Origin of the sequence: Caballeronia insecticola, from assembly GCF_000402035.1 — a bacterium.
GTDB classification, from domain to species: Bacteria; Pseudomonadota; Gammaproteobacteria; order Burkholderiales; family Burkholderiaceae; genus Caballeronia; species Caballeronia insecticola.
On record NC_021287.1, the window covers coordinates 2,504,581 to 2,527,441 of the forward strand.

18 protein-coding genes are annotated in these 22,861 nt (G+C 63.7%); 1 reads left to right on the forward strand and 17 read right to left on the reverse strand.

The genetic code is table 11. The annotated features are described in order from the left end of the window. Positions 1–131: 131 nt before the first annotated feature. Entirely contained in the window at positions 132–2,945 is a 2,814-nt protein-coding gene (secA, locus tag BRPE64_RS11565) for a preprotein translocase subunit SecA (protein ID WP_016346310.1), read from the reverse strand. Positions 2,946–3,234: 289 nt separating this feature from the next. Here secA and BRPE64_RS11570 point away from each other — a divergent pair, with 289 nt between their 5' ends. Beyond that, complete coding sequence (locus BRPE64_RS11570) at positions 3,235–3,753, forward strand: DUF721 domain-containing protein (RefSeq protein WP_016346311.1); 519 nt, start codon at positions 3,235–3,237, stop codon at positions 3,751–3,753. Positions 3,754–3,803: 50 nt separating this feature from the next. On the opposite strand, the gene lpxC is transcribed toward BRPE64_RS11570, so the two are convergent. The 16 genes from lpxC to rsmH all read right to left on the reverse strand — a co-directional run bounded on the left by lpxC (position 3,804) and on the right by rsmH (position 22,845). Then, complete coding sequence (gene lpxC / locus BRPE64_RS11575) at positions 3,804–4,721, reverse strand: UDP-3-O-acyl-N-acetylglucosamine deacetylase (RefSeq protein WP_016346312.1); 918 nt, start codon at positions 4,719–4,721, stop codon at positions 3,804–3,806. A 263-nt stretch (positions 4,722–4,984) separates the two neighbouring features. Next, positions 4,985–5,488 carry a peroxiredoxin gene (locus BRPE64_RS11580; RefSeq protein WP_044041589.1) on the reverse strand — a complete coding sequence of 168 codons (504 nt, stop codon included), beginning with the start codon at positions 5,486–5,488 and terminating at the stop codon, positions 4,985–4,987. Positions 5,489–5,775: 287 nt separating this feature from the next. Continuing rightward, positions 5,776–6,975, reverse strand: a complete 1,200-nt coding sequence (gene ftsZ / locus BRPE64_RS11585) for a cell division protein FtsZ (RefSeq protein WP_016346314.1) — start codon at positions 6,973–6,975, stop codon at positions 5,776–5,778. A gap of 124 nt (positions 6,976–7,099) precedes the next feature. Beyond that, complete coding sequence (gene ftsA, locus BRPE64_RS11590; protein WP_016346315.1) at positions 7,100–8,332, reverse strand: cell division protein FtsA; 1,233 nt, start codon at positions 8,330–8,332, stop codon at positions 7,100–7,102. Positions 8,333–8,358: 26 nt separating this feature from the next. After that, positions 8,359–9,111, reverse strand: coding sequence for a cell division protein FtsQ/DivIB (locus BRPE64_RS11595; protein ID WP_044041590.1), 753 nt, complete (start codon positions 9,109–9,111; stop codon positions 8,359–8,361). Positions 9,112–9,174: 63 nt separating this feature from the next. After that, the gene (locus BRPE64_RS11600; RefSeq protein WP_044042169.1) at positions 9,175–10,116 is read right to left on the reverse strand and encodes a D-alanine--D-alanine ligase; all 942 of its coding nucleotides are present in this window, start codon (positions 10,114–10,116) and stop codon (positions 9,175–9,177) included. A gap of 31 nt (positions 10,117–10,147) precedes the next feature. After that, complete coding sequence (gene murC / locus BRPE64_RS11605) at positions 10,148–11,539, reverse strand: UDP-N-acetylmuramate--L-alanine ligase (RefSeq protein WP_016346318.1); 1,392 nt, start codon at positions 11,537–11,539, stop codon at positions 10,148–10,150. A gap of 2 nt (positions 11,540–11,541) precedes the next feature. Next, positions 11,542–12,675 carry an undecaprenyldiphospho-muramoylpentapeptide beta-N-acetylglucosaminyltransferase gene (gene murG, locus BRPE64_RS11610; protein WP_016346319.1) on the reverse strand — a complete coding sequence of 378 codons (1,134 nt, stop codon included), beginning with the start codon at positions 12,673–12,675 and terminating at the stop codon, positions 11,542–11,544. Continuing rightward, positions 12,672–13,967 (reverse strand): putative lipid II flippase FtsW, encoded by a 1,296-nt coding sequence (gene ftsW / locus BRPE64_RS11615; RefSeq protein ID WP_044041591.1) that lies wholly within the window; start codon positions 13,965–13,967, stop codon positions 12,672–12,674. Before ftsW ends, murG begins: the two co-directional genes overlap by 4 nt. Next, on the reverse strand, positions 13,964–15,475 hold the full coding sequence (gene murD / locus BRPE64_RS11620) for a UDP-N-acetylmuramoyl-L-alanine--D-glutamate ligase (RefSeq protein ID WP_044041592.1): 1,512 nt from the start codon (positions 15,473–15,475) through the stop codon (positions 13,964–13,966). The genes ftsW and murD overlap by 4 nt, the downstream gene beginning before the upstream one ends. A gap of 61 nt (positions 15,476–15,536) precedes the next feature. Then, positions 15,537–16,706: a phospho-N-acetylmuramoyl-pentapeptide-transferase gene (gene mraY, locus BRPE64_RS11625; protein ID WP_016346322.1), complete on the reverse strand. Its 1,170-nt coding sequence runs from the start codon at positions 16,704–16,706 to the stop codon at positions 15,537–15,539. Between the two features lie 23 nt (positions 16,707–16,729). Then, positions 16,730–18,160, reverse strand: a complete 1,431-nt coding sequence (locus BRPE64_RS11630) for a UDP-N-acetylmuramoyl-tripeptide--D-alanyl-D-alanine ligase (RefSeq protein WP_044041594.1) — start codon at positions 18,158–18,160, stop codon at positions 16,730–16,732. Next, positions 18,157–19,701 carry a UDP-N-acetylmuramoyl-L-alanyl-D-glutamate--2,6-diaminopimelate ligase gene (locus BRPE64_RS11635; RefSeq protein WP_016346324.1) on the reverse strand — a complete coding sequence of 515 codons (1,545 nt, stop codon included), beginning with the start codon at positions 19,699–19,701 and terminating at the stop codon, positions 18,157–18,159. The genes BRPE64_RS11630 and BRPE64_RS11635 overlap by 4 nt, the downstream gene beginning before the upstream one ends. After that, positions 19,698–21,554: a peptidoglycan D,D-transpeptidase FtsI family protein gene (locus tag BRPE64_RS11640; protein WP_016346325.1), complete on the reverse strand. Its 1,857-nt coding sequence runs from the start codon at positions 21,552–21,554 to the stop codon at positions 19,698–19,700. Before BRPE64_RS11640 ends, BRPE64_RS11635 begins: the two co-directional genes overlap by 4 nt. Continuing rightward, entirely contained in the window at positions 21,551–21,895 is a 345-nt protein-coding gene (ftsL, locus tag BRPE64_RS11645; protein WP_016346326.1) for a cell division protein FtsL, read from the reverse strand. The genes BRPE64_RS11640 and ftsL overlap by 4 nt, the downstream gene beginning before the upstream one ends. Further along, positions 21,892–22,845: a 16S rRNA (cytosine(1402)-N(4))-methyltransferase RsmH gene (rsmH, locus tag BRPE64_RS11650; RefSeq protein ID WP_016346327.1), complete on the reverse strand. Its 954-nt coding sequence runs from the start codon at positions 22,843–22,845 to the stop codon at positions 21,892–21,894. The genes ftsL and rsmH overlap by 4 nt, the downstream gene beginning before the upstream one ends. Positions 22,846–22,861 lie beyond the last annotated feature (16 nt).

Genomic DNA, 22,861 nt, shown 5'->3' on the forward strand with positions numbered 1-22,861 from the left:
GACGCCGGTTGGCGGGGCCGGACCAGCGCCGTGAATGAGGTTGGAAGCTGCAAAGACAAACGACGCATCGCTGCGTCGCTTGCCCTGCTTACTTCGTTTGTCACCGGAAGAACCGATGTTTCTGCCGACGATTACGCCAGCTTTCCGTGACAGTTCTTGTACTTCTTCCCGCTGCCGCACGGGCAGGGATCGTTGCGGCCGACCTTCGGCACGTCGTCCGCACCGCGCGTGGCAACGCTGATGTCGTCGCCGGCCGACATCGCCTGATTGACCATCTGCGCGGCGGCGCTCGCCGTTGCTGCGGACGGCGTGGGCTCGGCGGCCGGCGCGTTGAAGTCCGCATGCGTGAACGACACGTTCTCCAGATGGCTGCCCTTTTCTTCGTACTGCTCGGCCGCTTCTTCCAGTTGCTCGGGCGACTGGATCTGCACGTTCATCACGACCCGCGTGACTTCCTGCTTCACGGCGTCGAGCATGGCGGCGAACAGTTCGAATGCCTCGCGCTTGTATTCCTGCTTCGGGTTCTTCTGCGCATAGCCGCGCAGATGGATGCCCTGACGCAGGTGATCGAGCGCGGCGAGATGCTCGCGCCAGCGGCTGTCGAGCGTCTGCAGCATGATCGAGCGTTCGAACGCGCTGAACGACTCGCGGCCCACGAGCGCGACCTTCGCTTCGTACGCTTCGTCGGCGGCGGCGAGCACGGCTTCGCAGATTTCTTCGGCGTCGATCGAGTTCGACTCGTTGATCATCTCCTGAACGGCCAGGTCGAGCGACCAGTCGTTGCGCAGCACTTCTTCCAGCTCCGGCGCTTCCCACTGTTCCTCGATGCTGCCCGCCGGCACGAACGTGCGCACCAGGTCGCCGATCACGCTCTGACGCATGGCGGCGATGGTTTCCTGCACGTCGTTCGCTTCGAGCAGTTCGTTGCGCTGCTGGTAGATCACCTTGCGCTGGTCGTTCGATACATCGTCGTATTCGAGCAGCTGCTTGCGGATATCGAAATTGCGCGCCTCGACCTTGCGTTGCGCGCCCTCGATGGACCGCGTCACCATGCCCGCTTCGATCGGCTCGCCTTCGGGCATCTTCAGGCGATCCATGATGGCGCGCACGCGGTCGCCCGCGAAGATGCGCAAAAGCGGATCGTCCAGCGACAGATAGAAGCGCGACGAGCCCGGATCGCCCTGACGGCCCGCACGGCCGCGCAGCTGGTTGTCGATCCGCCGCGATTCGTGACGCTCGGTGCCGATGATATGCAGACCGCCCGCCGCCTTCACGTGGTCGTGCAGCGTCTGCCATTCGTCGTGCAGCTTCTGGATGCGCGCGGCTTTTTCGTCCTCGGGAATGGAGAGATCCGCCTCGATGAACGACGCCTGCTTTTCGACGTTGCCGCCCAGCACGATGTCCGTGCCGCGGCCCGCCATGTTCGTGGCGATGGTGACCGCGCTCGGCCGCCCCGCTTCCGCGACGATCGCCGCTTCGCGCGCATGCTGCTTCGCGTTGAGCACTTCGTGCTTGATGGCCGCCTTGCCGAGCAGACCGGACAGCAGTTCGGACGCTTCGATCGACGTTGTGCCGACGAGCGTCGGCTGGCCGCGCTCGACGCATTCGCGGATGTCGCGAATCACGGCGTCATAACGTTCCTTCGACGTCTTGTAGATCTGATCCTGCTTGTCGGCACGCTTCGGCGGCCGGTTGGTCGGAATCACGACCGTTTCGAGCCCGTAGATTTCCTGGAACTCGTACGCTTCCGTGTCCGCGGTGCCGGTCATGCCGGACAGCTTCGCGTACATGCGGAAATAGTTCTGCAGCGTGATCGATGCGAGCGTCTGATTCTCGGCCTGAATCTGGACGTGTTCCTTCGCTTCGACGGCCTGATGCAAGCCGTCCGACCAGCGGCGGCCGTTCATCATGCGGCCCGTGAATTCGTCGACGATCACGACTTCGCCGTTCTGCACCACGTAATGCTGATCGCGATGGAACAGCGTGTGCGCGCGCAGGGCAGCGTAGATGTGGTGCATCAGCGTGATGTTCTGCGGCGCGTAAAGGCTTTCGCCCTCGCCGATCAGACCCCACTCGGCGAGCAGGCGCTCGGCCTTCTCGTGGCCCGATTCGGTCAGGAACACCTGACGCGCCTTTTCGTCGAGCGTGTAGTCGCCCGGCTTCTCCACGCCCGTGCCGTCCGCCTTCTCCTCGCCGATCTGCTGTTCGAGCAGCGGCGGCAGCGCGTTCATGCGCACATAGAGATCGGTGTGATCTTCGGCCTGACCGGAGATGATGAGCGGTGTGCGCGCTTCGTCGATAAGGATCGAGTCCACTTCATCGACGATCGCGAAATTCAGCGGCCGCTGCACGCGCGCATTGGTCTCGTAGACCATGTTGTCGCGCAGATAGTCGAAGCCGAATTCGTTGTTCGTGCCGTAGGTGATGTCGGCGCCGTACGCTTCCTGTTTCTGCGAGTGCTCCATCTGCGACAGATTCACGCCGCAGGACAGCCCGAGGAAGTTGTAGAGGCGCGCCATCCATTCGGCGTCGCGCTGGGCGAGGTAGTCGTTCACCGTGACGACGTGCACGCCGCGGCCCGACAGCGCGTTCAGATACGCGGCGAGCGTCGCGACGAGCGTCTTGCCCTCGCCCGTTCGCATTTCCGCGATCTTGCCGTAATGCAGGACCATGCCGCCGATCAGCTGGACGTCGAAGTGACGCATCTTGAGCACGCGCCGGCTCGCCTCTCGGCAGACCGCGAACGCTTCGGGCAGGATCACGTCGAGCGATGTGCCACCCGCGACGCGCTGGCGAAATTCATCGGTCTTGGCGCGCAGCTGGTCGTCCGAGTACTTCTCGACGGTCGGCTCGAGGGCATTGATCGCCGCAACGGTCTTTTGGTACTGCTTGACCAGCCGCTGATTGCGGCTGCCAAAAATCTTTTGAAGGAAACCGGTCGTCATCGGATCAGTGTCTGCGTCGCGGCTTCGGACGGGCGCATGCAAAGGCTGCGTCCTGGCTCGGGTAACCTCGGCGACTTAAGTCCATAGGGTGAAATTCGAATCGTGAATTTTAGCACGCGAGTCTGTCAGAGCTTGCGTCGGCGTGCCCGCGCGCGCGTCGGCGCGGCGCGACAGTCAACCAGTTGAAAGCTCGCCGTGCGAGCCGCGCGCAAAAAGGGCCGCGCGACTCGGACGACCCCACGCCTCGCGTACAATCGAGCCGTGCCGTTACGGGTCTGTCCAAGCAAAAATGAGCCGCTTTTCTACAAATTCAAGGCCGGGAACGAAGCGAGTCGACCCGCGTTTCGATCCGCGCCGCCCGCAGGCACTCGCTGACGTCCTCGACCGCACCGATGCCTTCCGCGCACTGCGCGCGGGCGTCGAGCAGGTGGCCTCGCTTCAGCGTGATCTGAATTCGTTGTTGCCGGACTATCTGGCGTCGAATGTCGAGCCGGGTTTCATCAAGGACGGCGTGCTGGCGCTGTTCGCGGCCCATAATGCGCTCGCCGCGCGCCTGCGGCATCTCGAACCGCGCCTGCTTGCCGATCTTCAGCAGCGCGGGTGGGCGGTCGAGTCGCTGAGAATTCGCGTGCGTCCGCAATCGATGAAAGAGCCCGCGCCGCCGAAACAGGCGCGCATGTCGCCGGCGGGCGCATCCGCGTTGCAGGAATTGGCACAAACGCTGGCACCGTCGCCGCTTCAGGAAGCGCTCGCGCGAATGGCGTCGCGCCATCAGGCGGGAAATTCGGAAAAAGGGCAAAAAAAATGAGCGGCGCTTTCGCTGCCGCTCATTCTTGATTGACCGGTTTCAGTCTGCAATCAGGCGAAGGCCGTCTGCGTGTCGAAGGCGAAGCCGCGCGGCGCTGTCTTTGTGTCCTCGAACGTGACGATCTCGAAAGCGTCTTCGTTCGCGAGCAGTTCGCGCAGCAGCATGTTGTTCATCGCGTGGCCGCCCTTGTACGCCTTGTACGAAGCCAGCAGCGGATGGCCGACCACATAAAGGTCGCCGATGGCGTCCAGCATCTTGTGCTTCACGAACTCGTCGTCGTAACGAAGGCCGTCGTTGTTGAGGATGCGGTATTCGTCGAGCACGATGGCGTTGTCCATGCTGCCGCCGCGCGCGAGACCCAGCTCGCGCATCATCTCGACTTCGTGCGCGAAGCCGAACGTGCGGGCCCGCGCAATCTCGCGCACATACGATGTGGTCGCGAAATCCACTTCAAGCGCCTGCCCGGTCTTGTCGACCGCGGGATGACGGAAGTCGATGGTAAAGCTCAGCCTGAAGCCGAAATACGGTTCGAGGCGCGCGAATTTGTCGCCGTCGCGCACTTCGACGGGCTTCTTCACCTTGATGAATTTCTTCGGCGCGTTCTGCTCTTCGATACCCGCCGACTGGATCAGAAACACGAAAGAAGCCGCGCTGCCGTCCATGATCGGAATTTCTTCGGCGGTCACGTCGACATACAGATTGTCGATGCCGAGACCCGCGCACGCCGACATCAAATGCTCGATGGTCGACACGCGCGCGCCGTCTTTCTGCAGCACGGACGCGAGACGCGTATCGCCGATAGCCATGGCGGACGCGGGAATGTCGACCGGCTGAGGCAGGTCGATGCGCGAAAACACGATGCCCGTGCCAATCGGCGCGGGGCGCAGCGTCAGATCGACCTTGCGGCCGGAATGAAGCCCGATTCCCACGGTTTTGACGACGGTCTTGATTGTTCGCTGCTTCAACATGATGTTCTTTCCGATTTATGTTCCCTATAAAGAGAATCAATCGTGCGCTAAATTCTAATAGCTCGAATTATACTCCATTCGCCGCACGCCGTCCTGATCCGGGAGGTATCAACTGTTTCCCTGTGTTACGCGAAAACGACGAAAAATTGGAGTAGAACGGGCCGATGCCCGGAATGGAGGCATTTCCGGTCATCGGCCCCAAGTTGCATCTGATGACGAGGGTGTTTTTAGCGTTGCGCGGAGGCAACGAAACACCGCTGCAATCAGTGCAGCGTCGCGAGGATGCTTCGAGCGTCGCTGACTTCGAACTTGCCGGGCGCCTCGACGGACAGCGTCTTGACCACGCCGTTGTCGACCACCATCGCGTAACGCTGGGAACGGATTCCCATGCCACGCTCGGTCAGATCCTGATCCAGTCCGAGTGCCTGAGTGAAACGCGCACTGCCGTCCGCGATCATCTTCACCTTGCCCGAGGTTTGAAGATCGCGTCCCCACGCGCTCATGACGAACGCGTCGTTGACGGAAACGCACCAGATTTCGTCGATGCCGGCAGCAAACAACTCCTCTGCCGATTCGACGTAACCGGGCACGTGTCTGGCGGAGCATGTCGGCGTGAACGCGCCCGGCAATCCGAAGATCACCACGCGCTTGCCCGCGCTCCGCTCGCGCACCGGGAACGCATTCGGTCCCACGGCACAGCCCTCGATGGCCTCCTCGATGAACTCGAAGAGACGCACGTCAGGCAACGTATCACCCACTTTGATCATGCTCGGTCCTTCCCTTGTCAGTGCTCTTGGACATCATCGCGATTGCATCGTCCCGCAACCGCGCCGACGCCTTGAGCGGCAATGCCGGCTTTACTCTGCTTACCCGGACTTCGAGGGCAGATTCGTGGAGGTCGGCTGGCCACGGCCCGGCGTCCCTGGTGAATCAGGACGCGGCCTTGGACAGTCGCCCCACGCAAAGCCTGCATCATCCGCGCCAGACGTTCAGCGCGTGCACGCGGTGTGCTGCATTCGTCATGAATTCAGCAGCAAGGAACGTGCGCCACGCTTCAGTCCGCCTGCTTGCGCAGGAACGCCGGGATGTCGTAAGTGTCGACGCCCTTTTCCTGCAACGCCTGCACATGCGATGCCGCGGTTTCACGCGTCGAGCGCCACACTGCCGGCGTATCGAGCTGACCGTAATCCGTGCCCTGGCTGTGTTGCGGCGCGTACGTGTTGTGATGCGGCGCATGCGCGACCGGCTGGTTGTCGGTGCCCGTGCGCAGCAGGGTCATCGGCGCTTGTTGCTGCTTCTTCGCCGCGCGGCCCAGGCCGGTTGCAACCACGGTCACGCGCAATGCATCGCCCATGGCGTCGTCGTACACCGCACCGAAGATCACGGTGGCGTCATCCGCTGCGTAGCTCTTGATGGTGTTCATCACTTCGCGCGTTTCCGACAGACGCAGCGAACGGCTCGACGTAATGTTCACCAGCACGCCGCGCGCACCCGACAGATCCACACCTTCGAGCAGCGGGCTTGCAACCGCCTGTTCAGCCGCCAGACGCGCGCGATCGACGCCGGCAACGGTCGCCGTGCCCATCATCGCCTTGCCCTGCTCGCCCATCACGGTCTTCACGTCTTCGAAGTCGACGTTCACGAGGCCATCGACGTTGATGATTTCCGCGATACCCGCGACAGCGTTGTTCAGCACGTCATCTGCGCACTGGAAGCACTTGTCCATCTCGGCGTCGTCGCCCATCACCTCGAACAGCTTGTCGTTCAGCACGACGATCAGCGAGTCGACGTGATCCTCCAGTTGCTGCGAGCCCGCTTCCGCAACGCGCATGCGGCGGCCGCCTTCGAACTCGAACGGCTTGCTCACCACGCCGACGGTCAGAATGCCCATTTCCTTGGCGATCTGCGCGACCACGGGAGCCGCGCCCGTACCCGTGCCGCCGCCCATGCCCGCGGTGATGAACACCATATGCGCACCGCGCAGCGCGTCGGCGACACGCTCGCGCGCGTCTTCTGCCGCTTCCTTGCCCTTCTCCGGCTTGGCGCCCGCGCCCAGACCGGTCATGCCCAGTTGCAGCACGGCGGGTGCGCGCGAACGAGCGAGCGCCTGCGCGTCGGTGTTCATCACGATGAAGTCCACGCCCTGCACGCCGCGGTTGATCATGTGCTGAACTGCGTTGCCACCCGCGCCTCCAACGCCCACGACCTTGATGATCGTGCCGTTGGTCTCTGTTTCCAGCATTTCGAAATCCATGTTGCCTCCGTCAAGAATGAAGATCGGCGTTATTCAACGAGAGATCGGGCAACCTTTCGTCGCGCGCCAGCCGCCGGTACCAGCGCGAAATTCTTTTTAGTGTTGCGCTTTTAAAGCGTCTTTCTTAGAAGTTCCCGAGGAACCAGTCCTTCATCCTCGTGAATACTTGTCCCATCGAACCACTTTGCACGGCGACCTTGCGGCCGCGCATGCGTTGCGAGCGTCCTTCGGCGAGCAGGCCCATTGCCGTCGAGTAGCGCGGATTGCGCACCACGTCCGCGAGACCGCCCGCGTATTCCGGCACACCAATGCGCACCGGCTTCAAGAAGATGTCTTCGCCCAATTCGACCATGCCGGGCATCATCGCCGCGCCGCCGGTCAGCACGACGCCGCTCGAAAGCAATTCCTCGTAACCCGATTCGCGCACGACCTGCTGCACGAGCGAGAACAGCTCTTCGACGCGCGGCTCGACCACCGCCGCCAGCGCCTGACGCGACAGCGTGCGCGGACCGCGTTCGCCGAGGCCCGGCACTTCGATCATTTCGTCCGGATCGGCGAGCGCCTGCTTGGCGATGCCGTAGCTCACCTTGATGTCTTCCGCGTCGGGCGTCGGCGTGCGCAGGGCCATTGCGACGTCGCTCGTGATCTGGTCGCCCGCGATCGGAATCACGGCCGTATGGCGGATCGCGCCTTCGCTGAAGATGGCGATGTCCGTCGTGCCGCCGCCGATATCGACGAGCACGACGCCCAGTTCCTTCTCGTCCTCCGTCAGCACCGCCAGCGACGACGCGAGCGGCTGCAGAATCAGGTCGTTCACTTCGAGCCCGCAGCGGCGCACGCACTTGACGATGTTCTGCGCCGCGCTCACCGCGCCCGTCACGATATGCACCTTCACTTCGAGCCGGATGCCGCTCATGCCGATCGGCTCGCGCACGTCCTCCTGCCCGTCGATGATGAATTCCTGCGTGAGGATATGCAGCACCTGCTGATCGGTCGGGATGTTGATCGCCTTGGCCGTTTCGATCACGCGCGCGACGTCCGTCTGCGTGACTTCCTTGTCCTTGATCGCGACCATGCCGCTCGAATTGAAGCTGCGGATATGGCTGCCCGCGATGCCCGTGAAGACGTTCGTGATCTTGCAGTCCGCCATCAGCTCGGCTTCTTCCAGCGCACGCTGAATGGATTGCACCGTGGCCTCGATATTGACCACGACGCCCTTCTTCAACCCCTTTGAGTCGGCCTGACCGAGTCCGATTACCTCGTAGTGGCCTTCGCCCTTCAATTCGGCGACGATCGCGACCACCTTCGACGTTCCGATGTCGAGGGAAACCAGCAGGTCTTTGTAGTCTTTGCTCATAGCGTGCTTATGCCCGTTGTGTCTGCTTACTTCTTGGCCTTGTCGGTGTCGTTGATGAAACGCATGCTCGCCGCGCGAATCGCGAAGCCGTTCGGGTAACGCAGATCCGCGTACTCGATATCCTTCCCCCACCGCCCCGTCACGGACGACCACGACGCGACGAAACGCTTGCAGCGCTCGCTCAGCGTGTCCTGATTACGCTCGCGGCCAAGCTCGATCTGCGTGCCGTTCGAGAGCTTCACCGTCCACGCGAAGCGCGGCGACAGCGTGACTTCTTCGGGCTTCGCATCGAGCGGCGCGAACCACTTCTGGAAATCGTGGTAGCGCGCGACCACTTCCTTGGCCGTACCTTCTGGGCCGTCGAACGCGGGCAAGTCGTCGTCGAGTTCGCCCTGATTCGCCGTGAACAGGTCGCCGTCCACACTCACCAGTTGATCCGAGCCCCACGTGCCGAGCGGCTTGTATTCTTCGAGCGTCACCGCGAGCGCATTCGGCCAGACGCGCCGCACGCTCGCGTGACGCACCCACGGCATCTGTTCGAACGCGGCGCGCGCGGTGTCGAGATCCGCCGTGAAGTAATTCCCCTTCAGGTGACCGACCACGCTCGCGCGCACCACCGGCGAGCTGATATGCGCGGTGTCGCCGTCGATCTGAATCTCGCGCAAGCGAAACTCGGGACGCTGGATCGCCCAGTAGCCTGCGGCGCCCAGAAGCAGCAGCACGAGCACGACGTGCAGCACATTGGTGGCGAGGCGGAGGTGGCGAACGTTGTTCCACATGGTTTCGCTGTTTCGTGTCCTGTGTGTGATTCCGTCGGTTCTAAAACATCCCTTCCAAAAGCGTCAGTTCTTGAGCGTGAGCGCCAGCACCTTCACCACCAGATCCTTGTAGCTGATGCCCACCGCGCGCGCGGCCTTCGGCGGCAGCGAGTGATCCGTCATGCCGGGCGCCGTGTTCACTTCCAGAAAGTACGGATTGCCGTCGGCGTCGAGCATGAAGTCCGCGCGGCCCCAGTCGGTGCAGCCGAGAATCTCGAACGCGCGCTTGGTCAGCTGTTTCATGCGCGCTTCTTCTGCGTCCGTCAGACCGCACGGAATCAGGTATTGCGTGTCATCGGCGACGTACTTCGCGTGATAGTCGTAAAACTCGCCCGCCGGCACGATCTTGATGACCGGCAGATCGAGATCGCCCGCGATGCAGCACGTGAACTCGCCACCGCCCTCGATGCTCTTCTCGACGATCACGATCTTGTCGAACTTCGCGGCTTCTTCGAGCGCGGGCACCAGCGTTTCCGCGCTCTTCACCTTGATGACCGCGACGCTCGATCCTTCGCTCGCCGGCTTCACGAACAGCGGCAAGCCCAGCTTCGCGATGATCGCGTGCGCGCGGGCGGCGTAGTCTTCGTTGCGGAAGACGGTTTCGAACGGCGGCGTGGGCACGCCGGTCTGCTGCCACACGAGCTTGGTGCGCAGCTTGTCCATGCCGAGCGCCGAGCCGAGCACGCCGCTACCGGTGTAACGGATGCCGTAGAAATCGAGCGCGCCCTGCAATTGCCCGTTTTCGCCATAACCGCCGTGCAGCGCGATGAACGCGCGCTCGAAACCCTCGGCCTTCAGATCCGACAGCGGACGCTCGGCCGGATCGAACGCATGGGCGTCGACGCCCGCGTCACGCAGACCCTGGAGCACGAGGCGCCCGGAATTGAGCGACACCTCGCGCTCGGCGGAATGACCGCCCAGCAGCACCGCGACTTTGCCGAAAACTTTCGGATCGATTTGATTCACCTGATTGCTCATTTTCTGAATACCGCTCTTGCTAAACCTGGCCGTTCGCCAGCTTTCCGCACACACCGCCGATGGACCCTGCGCCCATCGCGATCACCACATCTCCGTTGCGCGCGATCGTCGTGATCGCGTCGGGCATTTCATCGATCGTTTCGACGAACACCGGCTCGACCTTCCCTGCGACGCGAAGCGCACGCGCGAGCGCGCGACCGTCGGCGGCCACGATAGGCGCTTCGCCGGCGGCGTAGACATCGGTGAGCACGAGCGCATCGACCGTCGACAGCACTCTCACAAAATCTTCGAAACAGTCGCGCGTGCGCGTATAGCGATGCGGCTGGAACGCGAGCACGAGCCTGCGATCGGGAAACGCGCCGCGCGCCGCCGCGATCGTCGCGGCCATTTCCACCGGGTGATGCCCGTAGTCGTCGATCAGCGTGTACGCGCCTTCGCCGCTGCTCGCGCGCACTTCGCCGTAGCGCTGGAAGCGCCGCCCGACGCCGTTGAATTCGGCGAGCGCACGCTGGATATCGGCATCGGCGACTTCGAGTTCAGTCGCAATCGCAATGGCCGCGAGCGCGTTCTGCACGTTGTGCGTGCCCGGCAGGTTCAGTTCGATGTCGATGGACGGCGCGTCTTCGCGCAGCGTCGTGAAATGCATGCGGCCGTTGCGCGCCTCGACGTTGACCGCGCGCACCTGCGCTTCGGCGCCGAGGCCGTAGCGAATGATCGGCTTCGACACGAACGGCAGGATTTCGCGCACGTTCGGATCGTCGACGCACAGCACCGCAATGCCGTAGAACGGCAGACGGTGCGTGAACTCGATGAACGCCTGTTTGAGCCGCGCGAAGTCGTGGCCGTAGGTGTCCATGTGATCGGCGTCGATGTTCGTGATGACTTCGATCACCGGAAACAGGTTCAGGAACGACGCGTCGGACTCGTCGGCTTCCGCGACGATGAAATCGCCCGTGCCGAGCCGCGCGTTCGCGCCCGCGCTGTTCAGACGCCCGCCGATCACGAAGGTCGGATCGAGCCCGCCCGCGGCGAGCACGCTCGCGACGAGCGACGTGGTCGTGGTCTTGCCGTGCGTGCCTGCAATGGCGATGCCCTGCTTCAGGCGCATCAGTTCCGCGAGCATCACGGCGCGCGGCACGATCGGCACGCGGCGGTGGCGCGCGGCCAGCACTTCGGGATTGTCCGAGCGCACGGCTGTCGACACGACGACCGCGTTCGCGCCTTCGATGTTCTGCTCGTGATGACCGATCTCGACGCGCGCGCCGAGCGCACGCAGCCGCTCCGTGACGGCGCCGTTCGAAAGATCCGAGCCGCTCACGTGATAGCCGAGGTTCAGCAGCACTTCGGCGATGCCGCTCATGCCTGCGCCGCCGATCCCGACGAAGTGAATATGCTTGACGATATGTTTCATGATTAATGTGCCTCTCGCGCTTGCGCGTTCACACGCGCGCCGGCCACGTCGGCGCACACGCTCGCGACCCGTTCGGTCGCGTCCGGTTTCGCCAGCGCGCGCGAGCGCTCGGCCATGTCCGCGAGCGTGTTGCGCGTCTGTGCGCGTAACCAGTCGGCAAGCTTTTGCGCCGACAGGTCGCGTTGTTGTATCAATTCAGCCGCGCCGTTCTTTGCGAGGAACGCGCCGTTGGTGGTCTGGTGATCGTCGACGGCGAACGGGAACGGCACGAAAAGCGCGGCCACGCCCACCGCCGCGATCTCGGAGACAGTCATTGCGCCCGAGCGGCAGATCACCAGATCCGCCGATGCGTACGCGCCCGCCATGTCTTCGATGAACGGCACGAGCTGCACGTCCTCGCCACGCGCGAGACCCGCCGCCGCGTAATTCGCTTCGAGCGCTTCGATATGCTTCGCGCCCGCCTGATGCACGATGCGCGGACGCGCGTCCGCCGGCAGCATGGCAAGCGCCTTCGGCACGGTTTCGTTCAGCGCGGCCGCGCCCAAACTGCCGCCGACGACCAGCACGTTCAGGCGTCCGGAACGCGCGGCGTAGCGTTCTTTGGGTGGCAATGCGCTGGTTAGTTCCGCGCGAATCGGATTGCCGGTCCATTCCGCATTCGGCAGAGCATTGGGGAACGCAACGAGCACGCGCCGCGCGAGATGCGCGAGCACCTTGTTCGCGAGGCCCGCAATCGAATTTTGTTCATGCAGCACGAGCGGCACGCCCGCGAGCTTCGTCATGATGCCCGCCGGAAACGTGATGTAGCCGCCCATGCCGAGCACGACGTCCGGCTTCACGCGACGCAACGCGGCCAGGCTCTGCGAGCAAGCGCGCAGGAGATTGACCGGCAGCATCAGCTTGGTCTTGATGCCTTTGCCGCGCACGCCGCCGAAGCGCACGTATTCCATCGGGATGCCGTGCTTCGGCACGAGCGTCGCTTCCATGCCGTTCGCGTTGCCGAGCCACACCACGCGCCAGCCTTGCGCCTGCATCCGGTGCGCGACCGCGAGCCCCGGGAACACGTGGCCCCCGGTGCCGCCCGCCATGACCATCAGCGTGCGCGCGTTCATGTTGGATGCGTCTTGCGCGGTCATACTTTTCCTCCGCGCATCAAAACCCGATTTTCGTAGTCGACACGCAGCAGCACCGCCAGCGCGATGCAGTTCAGCAAAATGCCCGAGCCGCCGTAACTCACGAGCGGCAGCGTGAGACCCTTGGTCGGCAGAAGGCCCAGATTCACGCCCATGTTGATGAAGGTCTGCGCGCCGAACCAGATGCCGACGCCCTTCGCCATGAGCCCCGCGAACGTGCGGTCGAGCGCGAGCGCCTGACGGCCGATCTCGAACGCGCGGCGCACGATCCAGTAGAACAGCAGGATCACGCAAATCACGCCGACGAAACCGAGTTCCTCGCCGATCACCGCGAGAATGAAGTCGGTATGTGCTTCGGGCAGATAGTTGAGCTTCTCGACGCTGCCGCCGAGCCCGACGCCGAACCATTCGCCGCGTCCGAATGCGATCAGCGAGTGCGTCAGCTGATACGCCTTGCCTTGCGCGTAGCGGTCGTCCCACGGATCGAGATACGCGAAGATCCGCTCGCGACGCCACGGCGACGCCCACACGAGCAGCGCGAAAGTGCCGACCGCCGTCGCAACGAGCCCGCCGAACAGCTTGCCGTTCACGCCGCCGAGAAACAGCACGCCCATCGCGATCGCGGCGATCACCATGAACGCGCCCATGTCCGGTTCGAGCAGCAGAAGCGCGCCCACCGCGCCGACCGCCACCGCCATCGGCAAAAAGCCCTTGCCGAAGCTGTGCATGAATTCCTGCTTGCGCACGGTGTAGTTCGCCGCGTAGATCGTCACCGCGAGCTTCATGATTTCCGACGGCTGCATGTTCGTGATGCCGAGCGGAATCCAGCGGCGCGCGCCGTTCACGCCCTTGCCGATGTGCGGAATCAGCACGATGACCAGCAACACCAGCGCGATCAGAAAGAGCTTGGGTGCGTACTTTTCCCACGTCTTGATCGGAATCTTGAACGCGATGATCGCGCCGACGAGCGCCGTCGTGATCGAGATCAGGTGACGCACGAGGAAGTGATAGTCGCGATAGCTCGCGTACTTCGGCGAATCCGGCATGGCGATCGACGCGGAGTACACCATCACGATGCCCAGGCCGAGCAGCGCGATCATGACCCACAACAGCGAGTAGTCGTAATCGAGCATGCGCGAGCGCGCGGGCCGCACGCCGTTCACCGCGCTCGAAATGCCGCCCGCGCCTTCGCGATGCGCGCGCATGCCGGAATTCGAACGGCCCGCGAGCGAGTCGTGCGAGACGGCGTGACGCTGGCCGGTCAATTTCGATCCGAAGCGGTCTGACCAACTCATAGCATCACTCCCCGCGCGGCGGCGATTTCTTCGACCGCGCCGCGAAACACGTCGGCGCGATGTGCATAGTTCTTGAACATGTCGAGGCTCGCGCACGCAGGCGAGAGCAGCACGGCGTCGCCCGCTTCGGCGATGCGCGCGGCCGCGTTCGTCGCCGCTTCGAGCGTCACGTGATCTTCGAGCGCGACGCCCGTGTGTGCGAGCGTTTCACGCAGACGCGGCGCATCGCGGCCGATCAGCATCACCGCGCGCGCCCAGCGTGCGACGGGCGCTTCGAGCGGCGAGAAGTCCTGGCCCTTGCCGTCGCCGCCGGCGATCAGCACGACGCGTTGCGCGAGGCCGTCGAGTGCCGCGACCGTCGCGCCGACGTTGGTGCCCTTGCTGTCATCGACGTAATCGACGCCTTCGATCTGCGCGATCACTTCCACGCGATGCGGCTCGCCGCGATACTCGCGCAGACCGTGCAGCAACGCCGCGAGCGGCAGATCGATCGCGCGGGCAAGCGCGAGCGCGGCCAGCGCGTTCGCCGCGTTGTGCAGACCGCGGATGCGCAGCGCGTCGGCCGGCATCAGACGCTTCGAGACCACATTCGGCGCGGCAGCTTCCTGCTTGCGGCGACGCGACGGCGCGGGTTCGTCGGAGGCGTCCTGATCGATGCCGGCGACCAGCCACGCCATGCCGTTATCGCGCAGCAAGCCGTAGTCGCCGACGAACGACGGTTCGTTCAGCCCGAACGTCACGACCCGGTCCTGCGCGATGTTCTTCGCGAGCGCCATTGTACGGACGTCGTCGCGGTTCAGCACGCGCGTGGTGCGCGGCCCGAAGATGCGGCCTTTCGCGGCCGCGTAGGCATCGAGACCGCCGTGCCAGTCGAGATGATCCTGCGTGATATTGAGCACCGCGGCGGCATCCGGCGCGAAGGTATGGGCCGTTTCCAACTGAAAGCTCGACAGTTCGAGCACCCAGACATCCGGCAGCGCGGTTTGGTCGATGGCCTCGGTCAGCTTGTCCAGCATCGCCGGGCTGATGTTGCCCGCCACCGCGACCGACTTGCCCGCGCGCTCGCACAACAGCCCGGTGAGCGCGGTCGTCGTGGTCTTGCCGTTCGTGCCGGTGATCGCGATGACCTTCGGCGTGTAGCCGTTCGCGCCGAGCCCGGCGAGCGCCTGCGCGAAGAGTTCGAGCTCGCCCCAGACGGGAATGCCGCGTTCCTTTGCGGCGGCGATCAGCGGCGCGAGATCGGGCGCGAGCGGTGAAAGTCCCGGACTGATCGCGACCAGTTCGATGCCGCCATCGAGCAGTTCGGGCGCGAACGCGCCACCAACGAAATCCGCATCGATCTGATGGACCGCGAGTTCCGAGAGATTCGGCGGCGTGGCGCGCGTATCGGCGATCCGCAGGCGGCAGCCGTGCCTGGCGCACCAGCGCGCCATCGCCAGACCGGATTCACCCAGTCCAAGCACGAGCACCATCGGACTTTGCCGACCGACAAACTTCTCGCCAAACATCGCTTTACCTTTTTCCCGGAGACTGCAAACAAGATTCGAACTGCCTTCGTGACCGCAATGCTCAGCGCAGCTTGAGCGTCGACAGGCCAAACAGACACAACATCAGCGTGATGATCCAGAAGCGCACCACGACTTGCGTCTCGGTCCAGCCGGAGAGCTCGTAGTGGTGATGCAGCGGCGCCATCTTGAAGAAACGACGGCCTTCGCCGTAACGACGCTTCGTGAACTTGAACCAGAAGACCTGAAGCATGACCGACAGCGTTTCCGCGACGAACACGCCGCCCATGATGAACAGCACCACTTCCTGACGCACGATCACGGCGACGGTGCCGAGCGCGCCGCCGAGCGCGAGCGCGCCGACATCGCCCATGAAGACCTGCGCGGGGTGCGTGTTGTACCAGAGAAACGCGAGGCCCGCGCCGCCCATCGCAGAACAGAAAATCAGCAATTCGCCCGCGCCGGCAATGTGCGGGAACAGCAGATACTTCGAATACACCGAACTGCCCATGACATACGCGAAGGCGCCGAGCGACGCGCCCACCAGCACGACCGGCATGATGACGAGGCCGTCGAGACCGTCGGTGAGATTCACCGCGTTGCTCGAACCGACGATCACGAAATACGTCATCGCGATGAAGCCCCACACGCCGAGCGGATAGGTGATCGATTTGAGGAACGGCAGCATCAGGTCGGCGCGCGCGGGCAGACCCATCGACAAGCCGCTTCTCACCCACGCCATGAACAGATCGAACACGCGCGCGTTGTTCGCTTCGGACACGGAAAACGCGAGATACACTGCCGCGAAAAGACCGATGACCGACTGCCAGAAATACTTCTCGCGCGAGGACATGCCGCGCGGGTCCTTGTGGACGACCTTGCGGTAATCGTCGACCCAGCCGATCACGCCGTAGCCGAACGTGACGAGCATCACGATCCAGACGAAGCGATTGGTGAGATCCGCCCACAACAGCGTGGACACCGCGATGCCGATGAGAATGAGCACGCCGCCCATGGTCGGCGTACCGGATTTGACGAGGTGCGTCTGCGGGCCGTCCTTGCGAACGGCCTGGCCCATCTTCAGCAAAGTAAGTTTGCGAATGACCCAGGGGCCGCAGACGAGGCCGATCAAAAGCGCCGTCGCCGTGGCTCCCACGGCGCGGAACGTGATGTAGGTAAACACGCGCATGAAGCTGGCGTCATTCTGGAGCCATTGCGCGAGTGCGAGTAGCATGCTGGTCCTTCTCTTTCAGTGAATCAGTGTGCGGCGGGCGCAGCGCCCGACGCGGATTGTTGAGAACTCGTCAAAGCGTCCACCACGCGCTCCATCTTCATGAAGCGCGAGCCTTTCGCGAGATAAGTTGCTTTGCTGCCGTAACCGGCGGCGTCGAGCGCCGCGATCAGACCGGCGACGTCGTCGAAATGCGCGCCGGTCTGCTTCGATGCGTGCGCGTTGAATGCGTTCACCGAATCGCGGCTCGCCGCGCCGAGCGCGAAAAGTGCATCGATGCCGCGCTCGGCCGCATACGCGCCGACTTCGCGATGAAATGCCGGCCCTTCTTCGCCGACTTCGCCCATGTCGCCCATGACGAGCACACGGAGCGCGGCTTGCGATGCGAGCACGTCGATGGCGGCACGCATCGAATCGGGATTCGAGTTGTACGTGTCGTCGATGACGGTCGCGCCCGCGAGCGTGCCGAGAACGGCGCGCTTTACTTGCAAACGTCCCTTCACCGGCTGGAAGGCTTCGAGCCCGCGCTTGACGACATCGAGCGAAACGCCGGCTGCAAGCGCCGCTGCGGTTGCAGCCAGCGCGTTGCGCGCGTTGTGTTCGCCAAGCACGGACAGCGCGATGTCGACTTCGCCCTGCGGCGTGTGCGCGTGTACCGTGGTGCCGTCGAGCGTGCCGGTGACGGCGGCCTTGGTTGTGTCGTCGGTGAGGGCGAAATCCATGATCGGATTGCCCGTGGCGGCGACGCGCCAGATGCTCGCGTAACGATCGTCGGCGGGGAACACGGCGGTGCCGGTATCGCCCAGCGCATGAATGACCGACGCGTGTTCGAGCGCGACCGCTTCGACCGTCGCCATGAATTCCTGATGCTCGCGCTGCGCGTTGTTCACCACGGCGACATTCGGCGCGGCGATCTTGCCGAGCACTTCGGTCTCGCCCGGATGATTCATGCCGAGTTCGACGACCGCGAGCTTGTGCGACGCGTTCAGACGGAACAGCGTGAGCGGCAGGCCAATGTCGTTGTTGAAGTTGCCGGCAGTCGCGAGCCGCGCCTCTTCGCCCACCGCTGCCGCAAAGATCGACGCGATCATTTCCTTGACGGTGGTCTTGCCGTTGCTGCCGGTCACCGCGACGAGCGGCATCGAGAAGCGCTTGCGCCAGCCGTGGGCCAGCGCACCGAGCCCGGCGCGCGTGTCTTTTACCTTGATGACAGGCAGCGGCCACGCATTCGCGCCGGCCGGTTCACGCGAAACCAGCGCCGCCGCCGCGCCGCTTTTCGCAACCTGATCGAGGAAATCATGCGCATCGAAACGATCGCCCTTCACCGCGACGAACAGGTCGCCGGCCTGCACGCCGCGGCTGTCCGTGACGATGCGTGTAATCGCGACATTTTCGTCGCCGGCGAGCGTGGCGCCCGGAATCATTGCGACGGCTTCGCGCAAAGTAAACATGCTCATTCTCCACCTCCGCGCTGTTGCGTGGCGCGTGCTGCGAGCGCGAGGCGCGCGTGATCCTGATCGGAGAATGTGCGCTTCTTGCCCATGATTTCCTGCGTAGCTTCGTGTCCTTTTCCCGCGAGCACGACAACGTCCTCGCGCGCGGCGCCGCGAATCGCCTGCAAAATCGCGCTCGCGCGATCTTCGATGCGGCGCGCCTTCGCGGCGTCGTTCATACCGGCGGCGATCTGCTCGATGATCGACAGCGGTTCCTCGCTGCGCGGATTGTCGCTGGTGATGACGACCTGATCCGCGAGACGTTCCGCGATCGCGCCCATCAGCGGACGCTTGGTCGCGTCGCGGTCGCCGCCGCAGCCGAACATGCAGACGAGTTCGCCGCCGCGCGCTTTCGCGATCGGGCGCAACGCGGCGAGCGTCTTGTCGAGCGCATCGGGCGTGTGCGCGTAATCGATCACGACGAGCGGCTCGTCGTTCTGGATGCGTCCGCCCAGACGCTCCATGCGGCCGTTGACCGATTCGAGCTTTTCGATGCGCGCAATAGCCGCATCGAACGGCACGCCGACTTCGAGCAGCACGGCGAGTACGGAAAGCAGATTGCTCACGTTGAACGTGCCGAGCGTGCCGACTTCGACATCCGCCTCGCCCCAGTCCGACGAAAGATGAAACGCCGTGCCCGAAGCCGTGGCGCGGACTTGCGTCGCGAGCAGCATGGCATCGGCGCCCGGCGCTGCGCTCGCCGGCATTTCAATACCGAATGCAATCGTGCGGACTTTGCCGCGCAGCGATTCGATCAGGCGCTGGCCCGCTGCGTCGTCGCGATTGACGATCGCCGTCTTGAGCGTCGGCCACGCGAACAAACGCGCCTTCGCGGATTCGTAAGCGTCGAAGGTGCCGTGGTAATCGAGATGATCCTGCGTCAGATTCGTGAAGATGGCGAGATCGAAATCGACACCATTGACGCGCCCCTGATGCAACGCGTGCGACGAAACTTCCATCGCAACGCCTTCCGCGCCCTGGCGCTTCAGTTGCGCGAGATTGCGTTGCAGCTGCGGCGCGTCGGGCGTGGTGAAGCCGCTGTGCACGAGCTTGCCCGGCATGCCGATACCGAGCGTGCCGACGATCGCGCACGGCCGGCCAAGCGCGGTCAGCGCAGTGGCGATCCACTGGCTGCACGACGTTTTGCCGTTGGTGCCCGTCACGCCCACGGTGAGCATCGACGCCGTCGGCTCGCCGTACCATGCGGCCGCGATCGGCCCCGCGAGCTCGTTGAGCGCTTTCACGGCGAGCGTCTTCGACGCATCCGGCTTGCCCGCGAAATGCTCCGGCTGATACAACGCGGCAGCGGCGCCCGCAGCGAGCGCGGCGTCGAGATACGGACGGTTGTCCGCGCCGTCGACCGCGTACGCGAGAAACACGTCGCCGCTTTTGAGCGAGCGCGTGTCCGCGTGCAATTGCGCGTCGGGCTGCACGTGCGCGCGCAGCCATTCAACGGTTTGTGAAACGTCCTTTTGCATCTTGCTCTGACGGGCCTGCGCGCTCATCGCACGACTCCCGGGTGTGTCTTGGTATTGCTCGACACCGCGACTTTCTTCGCGGTATTGGCGTTGTTCGTATTCGCCGGCTGCTGAGCGGCCGGCTGCGTGGTGGAATTCGAGTCGTCGGTGACGACCATTTGCTTCACGGGCATGTCGGGCGGTACATTGAGCGCGCGCAGCGTATCGCCGACGATGCCCGAAAATACCGGCCCCGAAACCTGACCGCCGAAGTGGCTGCCCGCCGTGGGTTCATCCACCGACACGGCCACGACAATGCGCGGATTCGGCATCGGCGCCATGCCGACGAACGATGCGCGGTACTTCGATTTGTCGTAGCCGTGGCCCGCGTGCTTGTACGCCGTTCCCGACTTGCCGCCGACGCGATAGCCCGGCACCGCCGCATCCGGCGACGTGCCGCCCTTCGCCGTCACGGTTTCGAGCATTGCGCGCACTTCCCGCGCGGTGCTCGGCGCGAAAACTTGCTGGCCGACAACCGGCTGATCGCCCGGCGTGCGGAAAATCGATACCGGCAGAACCTGACCGTCGTGTGCGATCGCGGTATATGCGCGCGCTAACTGGAACAGCGAAGCGGACAAGCCGTAGCCATACGACATGGTCGCCTGCTCGATGCGTCGCCAGCTTTTCCACGGCCGCAGACGCCCAGTCACCGCACCCGGAAAACCGACTTTCGGCGCCTGGCCGAGTCCGAGTCCGGTGTACATATTCCACATTTCTTCAGGACGTAATTGCATCGCAATTTTGGTCGCGCCGATATTGCTCGACTTCTGAATCACGCCGCCGACCGTGAGCGTGCCGAACCCGGCATCGTCCGTGATGCGCGCGCCGTCGAGCACGTACACGCCGCCGCCCGTCTCGACGAGCGTATTCGGCGTCACCCGATGCAGATCGAGCGCGAGCGAAACAGTGAAGGGCTTCATGATCGAGCCCGGTTCAAACGTGTCCGTGAGAATGCGGTTGCGCAACTGCTCGCCAGTCATGCGCGAGCGGTCGTTCGGGTTGTAGGTGGGATAGTTGACGAGCGCGAGCACTTCGCCCGTCTTGGTGTCGATCACGATCGCCGCGCCCGCCTTCGCCTTCGACTTCTCGACGGCCGCCTTCAGGTTCGTGTACGCGATGTACTGAATCTTGCTGTCGATCGAGAGTTCGACGTCCGCGCCGTTATGGGGCACGACCTGCTCGTCGACGTCCTCGACAATGTGACCCATGCGGTCCTTGATGACGCGGCGCATGCCCGGCGTGCCGGCGAGGACGTGCTGGTCGCCGAGTTCGACGCCTTCCTGCCCCTTGTCTTCAATATTAGTAAAACCGATCAGATGCGCAGTGATTTCGCCTTCCGGATAGAAGCGCTTGTATTCGCCACGCGAATAAATGCCGGGAATATCGAGCGCGGCGACTTTCTGCGCGACTTCGAGCGGCACCTGGCGCTTCACGTAGACGAAGGTCTTGTCCATCGAGAGCTTCGAGCGCAGATCCTTCTGCGTCATGTCGAGCAGCTTCGCCAGCTCGGCGAGCTTGTCCGCGCCGAGGTCGTTCGGCACGGCTTCGGGAATCGCCCAAATGGCCTTGACCGGCAGACTCGTGGCAAGCACGAGGCCGTTGCGGTCGCGAATCTGGCCACGCGTCGCGGGCAATTCCAGCGTACGCTGATAGCGGCTTTCGCCTTGTTTCTTGAAGAATGCGTTGCCGGGGCCCTGAATCCAGAACGCCCGCCCGGCGAGCGCGACGAACGCCATGAACAACAGGAACACGACGAACTTCGAGCGCCACATCGGCAGGCGCACGGCGAGCAGCGGATTCGGCGTGTGGGCGATGTCTTTTTGCTTCGCGGATTTTTTCATCGCTTGGCTCCGCGTGCAGGCGGCGTCGACGCCGGCAGCGGCGGCGGCATGGGTGCATCGGCGGCCTTGTTGGCGGCCGTGTCGTAAGTGAGATATTGCGTGCGGCCAGTTGTCACGGGCTGCATCTTCAAGGAGTTGGCGGCCAGTTGTTCGATGCGAGATGTCTTCGACAAAGCGCTCTGCTGGTACTGCAATTGCGCATAGTCCTGCTGAAGCTGACGTTCCTGCGATTGCGCCCTTTGCAGCTCGATGAAAATCTGCCGCTGCTGATTAGTCGCGCTCACAACCGACAGCGCGCACCCGAGCACGACGATCAGCAGAAAAATGTTGAGCCGGTTCATGGCGCGATCCGCTCTGCGATACGCATCACGGCGGATCGTGCACGGGGGTTGTCGGTCACTTCAGCGTCGCTCGGAAACACGCGGCCCACCACCCGCATCGGCGGGCTGGGCAGATCGACCGCGCGGATCGGCAAGCGCCGGTCCACGGCGGGCGCGCTTGCGTGCGCCTGCATGAACCGCTTGACGATCCGGTCTTCGAGCGAATGAAAGCTGATCACGACCAGCCGCCCCCCTTGCTCCAACAGTGCCAGTGCCGATTCGAGAACTACCTGCAGCTCCGCAAGCTCTTGATTGACGTGAATCCGTATAGCTTGAAAGGTGCGAGTTGCCGGGTCCTTGCCCTTCTCACGGGTTTTGACGACGTTACCCACGATTTCGGCAAGCTCGCGCGTGCTGTCGAGAGGCCCAAGACGGTCGGACTCTGCCCTGCGAGCAACAAGCGCCTTTGCAATCTGAAAAGCAAACCGTTCTTCCCCATAATCTCTGATCACCTCTGTCAGTTCCTGCACCGTGGCCCGTGCGAGCCACTCAGCCGCCGACTCGCCGCGAGTCGGATCCATCCGCATATCGAGCGGACCTTGTGCGCGGAAGCTGAAGCCGCGCTCCGGGTCGTCCACTTGCGGCGACGACACGCCAAGGTCCAGCAACACACCCGACACCCGCTCGATTCCCTGCTCACCCGCCGCCTCGCGCAACGCCGCGAAGCTGTCATGCACGATCGAAAAACGCGCGTCCTGAATCTGTTGCGCCGTGGCGATTGCAAGCGGGTCCTTGTCGAATGCGATGAGCCGCCCCGCATCTCCCAAGCGCTGCAAAATAGCCCGGCTATGACCGCCGCGTCCGAACGTGCCATCTATATAGATGCCGTCGGCGCGCGTGATCAGTCCGTCTACTGCTTCCTTCAGCAGCACCGTGCGGTGCTGCAGTTCGTTTCCCGACGCCTGTACCATGATTTCCAGCGCCGTA

Coding starts and splice junctions, on each gene's coding strand:
- secA (WP_016346310.1), bottom strand. CDS start 2,945: ATGACGACCGGTTTCCTTCAAAAGATTTTTGGCAGCCGCAATCAGCGG.
- BRPE64_RS11570 (WP_016346311.1), top strand. CDS start 3,235: ATGAGCCGCTTTTCTACAAATTCAAGGCCGGGAACGAAGCGAGTCGAC.
- lpxC (WP_016346312.1), bottom strand. CDS start 4,721: ATGTTGAAGCAGCGAACAATCAAGACCGTCGTCAAAACCGTGGGAATC.
- BRPE64_RS11580 (WP_044041589.1), bottom strand. CDS start 5,488: ATGATCAAAGTGGGTGATACGTTGCCTGACGTGCGTCTCTTCGAGTTC.
- ftsZ (WP_016346314.1), bottom strand. CDS start 6,975: ATGGATTTCGAAATGCTGGAAACAGAGACCAACGGCACGATCATCAAG.
- ftsA (WP_016346315.1), bottom strand. CDS start 8,332: ATGAGCAAAGACTACAAAGACCTGCTGGTTTCCCTCGACATCGGAACG.
- BRPE64_RS11595 (WP_044041590.1), bottom strand. CDS start 9,111: ATGTGGAACAACGTTCGCCACCTCCGCCTCGCCACCAATGTGCTGCAC.
- murC (WP_016346318.1), bottom strand. CDS start 11,539: ATGAAACATATCGTCAAGCATATTCACTTCGTCGGGATCGGCGGCGCA.
- murG (WP_016346319.1), bottom strand. CDS start 12,675: ATGACCGCGCAAGACGCATCCAACATGAACGCGCGCACGCTGATGGTC.
- ftsW (WP_044041591.1), bottom strand. CDS start 13,967: ATGAGTTGGTCAGACCGCTTCGGATCGAAATTGACCGGCCAGCGTCAC.
- murD (WP_044041592.1), bottom strand. CDS start 15,475: ATGTTTGGCGAGAAGTTTGTCGGTCGGCAAAGTCCGATGGTGCTCGTG.
- mraY (WP_016346322.1), bottom strand. CDS start 16,706: ATGCTACTCGCACTCGCGCAATGGCTCCAGAATGACGCCAGCTTCATG.
- BRPE64_RS11630 (WP_044041594.1), bottom strand. CDS start 18,160: ATGAGCATGTTTACTTTGCGCGAAGCCGTCGCAATGATTCCGGGCGCC.
- BRPE64_RS11635 (WP_016346324.1), bottom strand. CDS start 19,701: ATGAGCGCGCAGGCCCGTCAGAGCAAGATGCAAAAGGACGTTTCACAA.
- BRPE64_RS11640 (WP_016346325.1), bottom strand. CDS start 21,554: ATGAAAAAATCCGCGAAGCAAAAAGACATCGCCCACACGCCGAATCCG.
- ftsL (WP_016346326.1), bottom strand. CDS start 21,895: ATGAACCGGCTCAACATTTTTCTGCTGATCGTCGTGCTCGGGTGCGCG.
- rsmH (WP_016346327.1), bottom strand. CDS start 22,845: ATGGTACAGGCGTCGGGAAACGAACTGCAGCACCGCACGGTGCTGCTG.